The sequence below is a fragment of the Bradyrhizobium sp. UBA2491 genome, from assembly GCF_002341725.1.
Taxonomy (GTDB): Bacteria; Pseudomonadota; Alphaproteobacteria; order Rhizobiales; family Xanthobacteraceae; genus Bradyrhizobium.
This window is the reverse complement of record NZ_DDOP01000004.1, coordinates 36,948-45,278: the sequence shown is the minus strand read 5'-3', so window position 1 is coordinate 45,278 and position 8,331 is coordinate 36,948. Positions and strand designations below refer to the sequence as shown.

9 protein-coding genes and 1 tRNA gene are annotated in these 8,331 nt (G+C 64.7%); 4 read left to right on the top strand and 6 right to left on the bottom strand.

Features of this window, described 5'->3' with window-relative positions; genetic code table 11:
* Window positions 1-77 precede the first annotated feature (77 nt).
* Window positions 78-557, bottom strand: a complete 480-nt coding sequence (locus B2W55_RS01395) for a MaoC family dehydratase (protein WP_024583284.1) — start codon at window positions 555-557, stop codon at window positions 78-80.
* A 158-nt stretch (window positions 558-715) separates the two neighbouring features.
* Here B2W55_RS01395 and B2W55_RS01390 point away from each other — a divergent pair, with 158 nt between their 5' ends.
* Entirely contained in the window at window positions 716-1,630 is a 915-nt protein-coding gene (locus B2W55_RS01390) for a DMT family transporter (RefSeq protein WP_024583285.1), read from the top strand.
* Window positions 1,631-1,689: 59 nt separating this feature from the next.
* Here B2W55_RS01390 and B2W55_RS01385 read toward each other — a convergent pair whose 3' ends face one another.
* The 4 genes from B2W55_RS01385 to B2W55_RS01370 form a co-directional block, all read right to left on the bottom strand.
* Window positions 1,690-2,286 carry a GNAT family N-acetyltransferase gene (locus tag B2W55_RS01385; RefSeq protein WP_024583286.1) on the bottom strand — a complete coding sequence of 199 codons (597 nt, stop codon included), beginning with the start codon at window positions 2,284-2,286 and terminating at the stop codon, window positions 1,690-1,692.
* 169 nt (window positions 2,287-2,455) lie between these two features.
* Window positions 2,456-2,725 (bottom strand): 50S ribosomal protein L27, encoded by a 270-nt coding sequence (gene rpmA / locus B2W55_RS01380; protein WP_024583287.1) that lies wholly within the window; start codon window positions 2,723-2,725, stop codon window positions 2,456-2,458.
* A gap of 122 nt (window positions 2,726-2,847) precedes the next feature.
* A complete protein-coding gene (rplU, locus tag B2W55_RS01375; protein ID WP_021080923.1) occupies window positions 2,848-3,228 on the bottom strand; it encodes a 50S ribosomal protein L21 in 381 nt (126 codons plus the stop codon).
* Between the two features lie 255 nt (window positions 3,229-3,483).
* Window positions 3,484-4,434, bottom strand: coding sequence for a GlxA family transcriptional regulator (locus B2W55_RS01370; RefSeq protein ID WP_024583288.1), 951 nt, complete (start codon window positions 4,432-4,434; stop codon window positions 3,484-3,486).
* 127 nt (window positions 4,435-4,561) lie between these two features.
* Here B2W55_RS01370 and B2W55_RS01365 point away from each other — a divergent pair, with 127 nt between their 5' ends.
* Together B2W55_RS01365 and B2W55_RS01360 are read left to right on the top strand one after the other, a co-directional pair.
* Window positions 4,562-5,365, top strand: a complete 804-nt coding sequence (locus B2W55_RS01365; RefSeq protein ID WP_024583289.1) for an SDR family NAD(P)-dependent oxidoreductase — start codon at window positions 4,562-4,564, stop codon at window positions 5,363-5,365.
* Window positions 5,366-5,643: 278 nt separating this feature from the next.
* Window positions 5,644-6,798, top strand: coding sequence for an ROK family protein (locus tag B2W55_RS01360; RefSeq protein ID WP_024583290.1), 1,155 nt, complete (start codon window positions 5,644-5,646; stop codon window positions 6,796-6,798).
* Window positions 6,799-7,007: 209 nt separating this feature from the next.
* Here the strand turns inward: B2W55_RS01360 and B2W55_RS01355 are convergent, their stop codons facing one another.
* On the bottom strand, window positions 7,008-7,871 hold the full coding sequence (locus B2W55_RS01355) for an alpha/beta fold hydrolase (RefSeq protein WP_024583291.1): 864 nt from the start codon (window positions 7,869-7,871) through the stop codon (window positions 7,008-7,010).
* Window positions 7,872-8,084: 213 nt separating this feature from the next.
* Here B2W55_RS01355 and B2W55_RS01350 point away from each other — a divergent pair.
* Window positions 8,085-8,174: transfer RNA gene (locus B2W55_RS01350), tRNA-Ser, on the top strand.
* Window positions 8,175-8,331 lie beyond the last annotated feature (157 nt).

The window sequence follows — 8,331 nt, the reverse complement described above, 5'->3', positions numbered from 1 at the left end:
CCCTCACCCGATTTGCTGCGCAAATCGACCTCTCCCAAGGGAGAGGTGAACTTGCTACGCCGTTCCTAATCTCGTTCCTAGCTGGGCCGCCGCCGGACCAGGAATTTCTGCATCCCCTCCAGCACCAGCTCGCGGCGCTGGTTGTGCACGGTGGAGCGCAATGTCACCACGCCGGTGGTCTTGCCCGGCGACAGCTCGATCACCTCCAGCGCGGGGTAGATGGTGTCGCCGGCATAGACCGGCTTCAGGAACTTGCTCGACTGTTCCAGGAAGCCGACCAGCGATTCCTCCACGACATAGGGAAACAGTCCGGCGCCGGGCGCGGTGTGCACCAGGGTCTGGAAGCCGTGGGCGAGCAAATCGGGCATGCCGCGGGTGCGGCAATATTCGACGTCGTAATGGATCGGATGGGTGTCGCCGCTCGCGGTCTGGAACGCGGCGAACACCGCCGAGGTCTGGGTCCGGCTCGGAATCACGAAGCGCTCGCCGAGCACGAAATCCTCGAACCAGCGCTGCGCGGGCACCATGCGATGCTGGGTGGGGTCGAATTCGCTCATGCGGCGTTTCCTGCTCTTGTTGTTGCCGGGGATGAGCTACCGGTATCGCAGCGGTGCGGGTGCGGCAATCCGTTCAATTCGTCTCCGTTCAATTCGTCATGGGCGGGCTTGTCCCGGCCGCCCACGGCTCCTAAACCGGACGACCCGGGAATCCTTCCATGAGCCTGTTCGCAAAACTGTCCTCCTATGACGATCGATCGGCGCGGCTCGCCGGCATCGGCCTGATGCTGCTGTCGATCTTCATGTTCTCGTTCGGCGACGCGATGGGCAAGTTCATCGTCGCCACCTATTCGGTCGGGCAATTGCTGTGGCTGCGGGCCTGCGCGGCGCTGCTCGTGCTGCTGCCGATGGTGTGGACGCGCCGGGCGGATTTCCTGCATCTGGAACGGCCGTGGCTGCAATTGCTGCGCGTCACGCTGTCGACGGTGGAGGTCGCAGCGTTCTTCCTGGCGACGGTCTATCTGCCGCTCGCCGACGTCATCACCTATTATCTGGCCGGGCCGATCTTCGTCACCGCGATGTCCGGCCTCGTGCTCGGCGAGCATGTCGGCTGGCGGCGCTGGACCGCGATCCTGGTCGGCTTCTGCGGGGTGCTGATCGCGCTCCGGCCGTCGGCGCAGACCATCAGCTGGCCGGCGATGATCGCGCTCGGCGGCAGCCTGTCGTTCGCGGTGTTGATGCTGATCACGCGCTCGCTGCGCGCCACGCCCGATATCGTGCTGGCGACGTCGCAATTCGGCGGCACCTTCATCCTGGGCCTGGTGCTGTCGCCGTTCGGCTGGGTGACGCCGACCCCGGGCAGCCTGGTGCTGTTCTTCACCGCCGGCCTCATCTCGGTCGCGGCGCTGTTTTGCGTCAATCGCTCGCTCAAGCTCGCGCCGGCGAGCGTGGTGGTGCCTTACCAATATTCGATGATCGTCTGGGCGGTGATCTTCGGCTTCGCGGTGTTCGGCGACGTGCCGTCCTGGGCCACGATCATCGGCGCGTCGATCATCATCGCCGCCGGCCTCTACATCTTCGTGCGCGAGCAGCAGCTCGGACGCGAGCAGCCGCCGGTGAATCCGCCGGCGTGACCGCGTTGTCGTCCCGGCTTTCGCCGGGACGACGGCCTTGGTTGCGGAACGGTCGAGAACTAGCTCTCCCGCCGCCGCGAACTGTTCCAGCTCTTCAGCGACGCCCAGACGCTGCGCGACAGGCGGAAGCAGTCGACCGGGCTCGACGAGCCCAGCGCCTCGAAGCGGTGCAGCTCGACGCCGCCCCACTGGAAGCCGCACTTCTCGAGGATGTTGCGCGACGACGGGTTGACGACGCGGGCACCCGAGATCAGCTGGTCGAGATCGAACTCCTCGAAGAAGTAATCGATCACGGCGCGTGCGGCCTCGGTGCCAAAGCCCTGGCCCCAATGGTCGACGCCGAGCCAGTAGCCGAGCTCGGCCGTGCTCTCTTCGCGCCAGTCGATGCCGACCATGCCGATCGGCGTGTGATTGTTCTCGATCAGGAAAACGGTCTCGCGGCCGCCGGCGCCGAGTGCGCGCACGAAGTCGATGGCGTCGTCCTGGGTATAGGGATGTGGCAGGCGGCGGGTGTTCTCCGCGATGCGGCGATCATTGGCGAGGCGTGCGATGGCTTTTACGTCCGCGAGCGTCGGCTTGCGCAATGTCAGCCGTTCGGTCTCGAGGACGCAAGCTCTTGCCTCGCGCAAGGTCGGCGTCGGGATGTCCTGCAACATGTCGAGCTCCTGTGATGCGACGATTGGTACGCAACGCTTGGAACGTCACGCGCGGTCGAACCGGATCGCGCGCAACAAAAAGGGGAGGCCGGTCATCCCGCCTCCCCTTGGAGCCCTTTGCGACTCCGCCGGTTCAACAGGACCCGGCGGACTCATGTGTGTCCACCGTCTACTCGGCCGCCTCTGCCATCGGAATAACCGAGATGAATGTGCGGCCATTGGCTTTGGCACGGAACTCGACATGACCCTCGACCTTGGCGAAGAGAGTATGATCGGTGCCCATGCCGACATTAAGGCCAGGATGCCAGGTGGTGCCGCGCTGACGCGCGATGATGTTTCCGGGGATCACGCGCTCGCCACCGAACGCCTTGATGCCAAGGCGCTTGCCCTTGGAATCACGTCCGTTGCGCGATGAACCGCCTGCTTTTTTATGAGCCATGGCTCGTCTCCGACTTCGCTTTGATCTCTAAATCAATTCCTTGACGGAATCATTTCACGTTTTGTCACGCTTCAAATCCGGAAGCGCGACGATCACCTTTTTGCGCGCGCCTCGCGAGCGGCCTATTCGGCTGCCTCGGCGGGCGCTTCGACCTTTGCCTTCTTCGGCCGCGGACCGATGGTCGGCTTGGCGTTATCGGCGAGGATCTCGGTGATGCGAAGCACCGTGAGCTCGTCGCGATAGCCGCGCTTGCGGCGTGAATTCTTGCGGCGACGCTTCTTGAACGCGATCACCTTGGCGCCGCGCTTGTGCTGCAACACTTCCGCTGCAACGGTCGCGCCCGCGACGGTGGGCGTTCCCAGCACCGGCGTGTCACCGCCGAGCACCAGAACTTCGCCTAGCTGCACGATCGTGCCGACATCGCCGGCGATCTTGCCAATCTCGAGTACATCATTCGGAACGACGCGGTATTGCCGGCCGCCGGTTTTGATGACTGCGAACATCGTTTGATTCCTTCGTGTTCGATACCAGCCTCGGACGGTTCGCCCGGGTCGGCTTTTTGTTCAGTCGCTATGGGTTAGGTGTTTTGCACGAAGGGAATGAATTCCCAAATGGTTCGCACAAAAACAATCGGCGCGAGAAATCCCCGCGCCGGATGGAGCGGACTTATAGCCGCAAACGGCAGGGAGTCAAGGTAAAGCAGGGCAAAAACCAGCCAAACATGAAGGGTTTGGCGTGTTTTTGGCCCGCTTTGGCGTTCAGGCGGCGGCCTGAGCCACGGCCCGGGCGTGCCGGCGGATGCTCTGCGGCGGCTGTCCCAGCACCCGCAGGAATGCCCGCCGCATCCGTTCGCGGTCGGCAAACCCGGTCTCGCCGGCAATCTCGTCCATCGAATGGCGGCCGTCGCCGATCAGTTCGCGCGCCGCTTCGACCCGAAGCTGCTCGATCGCCTTGGCGGGCGACTGCCCGGTCTCGGCGCGGAAGGCCCGGCTGAACTGGCGCGGGCTGAGCCGCGCCACCTCGGCCAGCTCCTCCACCGAGAGCTCGTTGCGCAGATGCGCCTTGGCGTAGTGCAGCGCGTTCTGGATGCGGTCGGATTTCGGGTCGAGCTCGAGCAGCGCCGAGAACTGCGACTGTCCGCCGGTGCGGCGGTGATAGACCACGAGCTTGCGGGCCACCGAGCGCGCGACCTCGACGCCGAGATCATGTTCGATCATCGCCAGCGCCAGGTCGATCGTCGCGGTCATGCCGGCGGAGGTCCAGATCGGCCCATCGGTGATGTAGATGCGGTCCTGCTCGACCTTGAGGCTAGGAAACCGTGCCTGCAATTCGGGCGCGAATTGCCAGTGCGTCGAGACGCGCCTGCCGTCGAGCAAGCCGGCCTCGGCCAGTGAGAAGGCGCCGATGCAGGGCGCGGCGATCCGCTGCGATGCCGTCATGGCGCGGCGAATGTAGTCGATCAATTTCGGCGACGCCGGATGCAGCTCATGGCCGGCGCCGATGAACAGCGTGTCGAAGCTGCGCTCGCCAAAGGCTGTGGTCTCGACATTGAAGCCGGCGGACGACCGCACCGGGCCGCCATTCTCCGACAGCAGCGTGACCTCATAGAACGGCTCGCCCGCGATCAGGTTGGCGACCTCGAAGGCGGTGATGGCGGTGAAGCCCATCACCTGGAACTCCGGAAAAACGACGAAGCCGATCTCCTGCATGGAACCCTCCGGCGGCGATAATCTGTGTCCTAAAAAGGTGTATATATGACATTTGAGACATGCAAGGGGGCCTGTAGAACCTGACCAGCGGCCAAACCGGCCGCCCAAGGTCAAACAGGAGACCAACATGACCAAGTCAGCCAAGGGCACGGCGCTCGTTACCGGTGCGTCGTCCGGAATCGGTGCCATCTATGCGGACCGGCTCGCACGGCGTGGCTACGATCTGATCCTCGTCGCACGTAACCGCGAGCGCCTCGATGGGCTCGCCAGGCGTCTCGTGGCGGAGACAGGCCGATCGATCGAGATCGTTACCGCCGACCTCAGCAAGCGCGGTGACGTGTCGCGGATCGAATCCATTCTGCGCGACAATGCCGGCATCAGCGTGCTGGTGAACAATGCCGGCGTCGGCGCGACCGCGCCGCTGCTCGCATCAGATGTCGACAAGATGAGCGACATGATCGCGCTCAATGTCGATGCGCTGATGCGCCTGACCTATGCGGCGGTGCCGGGCTTCGTCGCGCGCGGCGGCGGCACCATCGTCAACATCGCCTCCGTCGTCGGCGTGCAGCCGGAGCTGCTCAACGGCGTCTACGGCGGCAGCAAGGCCTTCGTGCTGGCGCTGACCCATTCGTTGCAGCACGAGCTGAAGGACAAGAATGTCCGGGTCCAGGCCGTGCTGCCGGGCGCCACGGCCACCGAGTTCTGGGACATCGCCGGCACGCCGGTTGCGCATCTGCCGGGCGAGATCGTGATGAAGGCCGAGGACATGGTCGATGCCGCGCTCGCCGGCCTCGACCAGGGCGAGGTGTTCACCGTGCCGTCGTTGCCGGAGGCCGCGGACTGGCACGCCTATGAGGCGGCCCGTCAGAAGCTGATGCCGAACCTGTCGCGTAGCGCGCCCGCGGCGCGCTACGGGGTGAAGGCCGCCTGAGCCTCTGGGACGCGCTCGGTTCTCACAAACTCCGTCATGCCCGGCCTTGTGCCGGGCATCCACGTCTTGACCGTCGCGTGAAAGGAGACGTGGATGGCCGGGACAAGCCCGGCCATGACGCGTGTGGGCAGCGCAAGAACATTCGCTGCTGTGTGCACCCTGGCGTGAGGCCGGTAGAAATCGCGTCCCGCGCCGGCCAAGGCGCGCAGTGCGGGACGCAACCTTTCGGGTTCCCGGTCGTTGTCGCTGGGAACCTCGAGCGGGCAGGGCAAAGGCGAATGGCGGACGACGCAGGACTGACCACGGGCATCGCGCACCACGGTGCCGCGCGGCTGCCCTCCGTCGACATCGACAGTTTCAACATCGAGCTGAAGGACGACGAGGGCTTTCTCGGCGATCGCGCCTCCAAGGGCGCGTTCCGCAAGATCCTCGATCGCTGGCGCAAGCCGTTGCGCAAATCCGGCGAGGACCCGTTCGGCGACGAGCCGTCGGACAAGATCAGCAAGAAGAAGCTCGACGAGATGCTGGTCGGCGACGACACCGAGGCGTCCGCGGTGGTGCACAGCGCGATCGAGGAGTTCGCCCAGGAGCTCGCTTATGTGACGCGGCGCTTCCTCAACACCAAGGCCTGGGCCAAGACCGAGCGCATCGTGGTCGGCGGCGGCTTCCGCGACTCCAGGCTCGGCGAACTGGCGATCGCGCGCACCGACATCATCCTGAAGGCAGAGGATTTCAAGGTCGACCTGGTGCCGATCCGCTTCCATCCCGACGATGCCGGCCTGATCGGTACGCTGCATCTGGCGCCGTCCTGGATCTTCGAGGCCCATGACGGCGTGCTCGCCGTCGATATCGGCGGCACCAATATCCGTTGCGGCATCGTCGAGACGCGCTGGAAGAAGGCGCCCGACCTGTCCAAGGCGACGGTGTGGAAATCCGAGCTGTGGCGCCATGCCGATGACGAGCCGACGCGTGAAGGCGCGGTGAAGCGGCTGGTGAAGATGCTGAAGGACCTGATCACCGCCGCCGAGAAGGAGAATCTCAAGCTCGCGCCGTTCATCGGCATCGCCTGTCCCGGCGTCATCAAGGAGGACGGCGGAATCGAGAAGGGCGCGCAGAACCTGCCAGGCAATTGGGAGAGCAGCAAATTCAACCTGCCGGCGAGCCTGGTCGAGGCGATCCCGCAGATCGGCGACCATGACACCGCGATCGTGATGCACAATGACGGCGTGGCACAGGGCCTGTCCGAGGCGCCGTTCATGCAGGATGTCACGCGTTGGGGCGTGCTGACGATCGGAACCGGGCTCGGCAATGCCCGCTTCACCAATCGCAAGAAGGACAACGGCAAAAGCGAGAAGAAGGCCGAGAAAGACAAGAGCGACGAGGCCGACAACGGCGAGAAGAAGGCAAAAAAGGCCAAGAAAGCCGACGCCTGAAGATTTCACCCGTGATCTTACGGCCTGGGACCGCGCGGTAAGGTTGACCGGTTAGGTTAAGACCGGCTTCGCGTTGCCGATCCAGCGCCTGCCGCTACCGTGCAGGCGTCGCTCCCGCCGACCGGCGAAGCCGCACTTCCCGGCCAGCAATATTCAGAAGCGGCACGGGGCCGCCAGTTTTTGTCGCGTCCTGGCGGTCCCACCCATTTCTACTTCCAATTGATCCGCGCGAAGAAGCCGGCGATCTCGGCAGCCGCGCGGTCGGGATCCTCGCGATGCGGGAAATGCCCGACATCGGGAAACATCGCGAGGTCGAGGTTGGAGAAGGTCTCGCCCAGCCGATCTGTCCATGAGTAAGGAAACAGCGGGTCGTGCTCGGCCCAGCGGATGCAGGTCGGCACCGTGATCGGCGGCAGCGCGGGGGCCTCGCCCTGCATCATCTTCACGCGCCCCGCATGCGACGCGCGATAATGCGCAAAGCCGCCGGCGAGGTTGCCCGGCTTGAAGAAATTGTCGGCGAAATCCTCGATCACGTCGTCGAACGCCGCCTTGCGGTGCGACCAGTTGCGCAGGAAATGGCCGATGTAGGTGCGGCAGCTCTCCCTGGTGGCGCCGACCAGCGCGGGCGCCATCTCCATCTGATGGAACGACTGGTACCAGATGTGGTTCAGCCGGTCGGGCGCGGCCATCCGCGCCCCGATGCCGGGATAGACGAAATCGAACAACATCAGCCCAGCGATCCGCTCCGGCGCCTTGCGCGCCAACGGCTGCATCACGGCGCCGCCGACGTCGTGGCCGACCACGCCGGCCTGGTCGATGCCGAGGGCGTCGAGCAGCGCCAGTATGTCGTCGGTATGCTGATCGGGGCCGTAAGGGCCGTGCGGCTTGTCGCTGTCGCCGAAGCCGCGCAGGTCGGGCGCGATCAGGCTGTAGCGGTCGGCGAGCCGCGCCATGACCGGCTTCCAGGTCAGCCAGAACTCCGGCCAGCCGTGCAACAGCAAAAGCGGCCTGCCGCTGCCGGTCCGCGCGACGTGGAACGCCGCGCCGTTGGCTCGAATCGTCACATGATCCATGGTCCGCTCCTGCTGCCTTTGGCTCGCTTGCGCGCCGAGAAAGCCAGAGGTGTCCAGCTAGTGCTTTGTTTCCGCGCGCTTTCTTGCGCCGCCCCGGTGCTTTGACGGAGCGAGGCGGCAGTGACGGAAATATTATTGCAGCGCCTTGTCTGTCCCGCCATCCTCGCCTAGAACACGCCCCGACCGCGGGTGGCGCAAATCACCCGGGCCACTGGAGAGGTGGCAGAGTGGTTGAATGCACCGCACTCGAAATGCGGCATAGGTGCAAGCCTATCGGGGGTTCGAATCCCTCCCTCTCCGCCACCCTTCGCCTGTCCGGCCCAGACAGATGGGTAACAGATCGTACCTAAGACATGGGTGACAAACCTCGTGCCGAACGGGTTGTCGAGTGGTTGCAGGGTTTTCTGCTCCAGGTCAAAGTATCCCAAATCATAGTGCATGAAGCTGGCGAGCCAAATGC

Bases quoted from the DNA above. Each gene is read 5' to 3' on its own strand.
- B2W55_RS01395 (WP_024583284.1), bottom strand. From the start codon at position 557: ATGAGCGAATTCGACCCCACCCAGCATCGCATGGTGCCCGCGCAGCGC.
- B2W55_RS01390 (WP_024583285.1), top strand. From the start codon at position 716: ATGAGCCTGTTCGCAAAACTGTCCTCCTATGACGATCGATCGGCGCGG.
- B2W55_RS01385 (WP_024583286.1), bottom strand. From the start codon at position 2,286: ATGTTGCAGGACATCCCGACGCCGACCTTGCGCGAGGCAAGAGCTTGC.
- rpmA (WP_024583287.1), bottom strand. From the start codon at position 2,725: ATGGCTCATAAAAAAGCAGGCGGTTCATCGCGCAACGGACGTGATTCC.
- rplU (WP_021080923.1), bottom strand. From the start codon at position 3,228: ATGTTCGCAGTCATCAAAACCGGCGGCCGGCAATACCGCGTCGTTCCG.
- B2W55_RS01370 (WP_024583288.1), bottom strand. From the start codon at position 4,434: ATGCAGGAGATCGGCTTCGTCGTTTTTCCGGAGTTCCAGGTGATGGGC.
- B2W55_RS01365 (WP_024583289.1), top strand. From the start codon at position 4,562: ATGACCAAGTCAGCCAAGGGCACGGCGCTCGTTACCGGTGCGTCGTCC.
- B2W55_RS01360 (WP_024583290.1), top strand. From the start codon at position 5,644: ATGGCGGACGACGCAGGACTGACCACGGGCATCGCGCACCACGGTGCC.
- B2W55_RS01355 (WP_024583291.1), bottom strand. From the start codon at position 7,871: ATGGATCATGTGACGATTCGAGCCAACGGCGCGGCGTTCCACGTCGCG.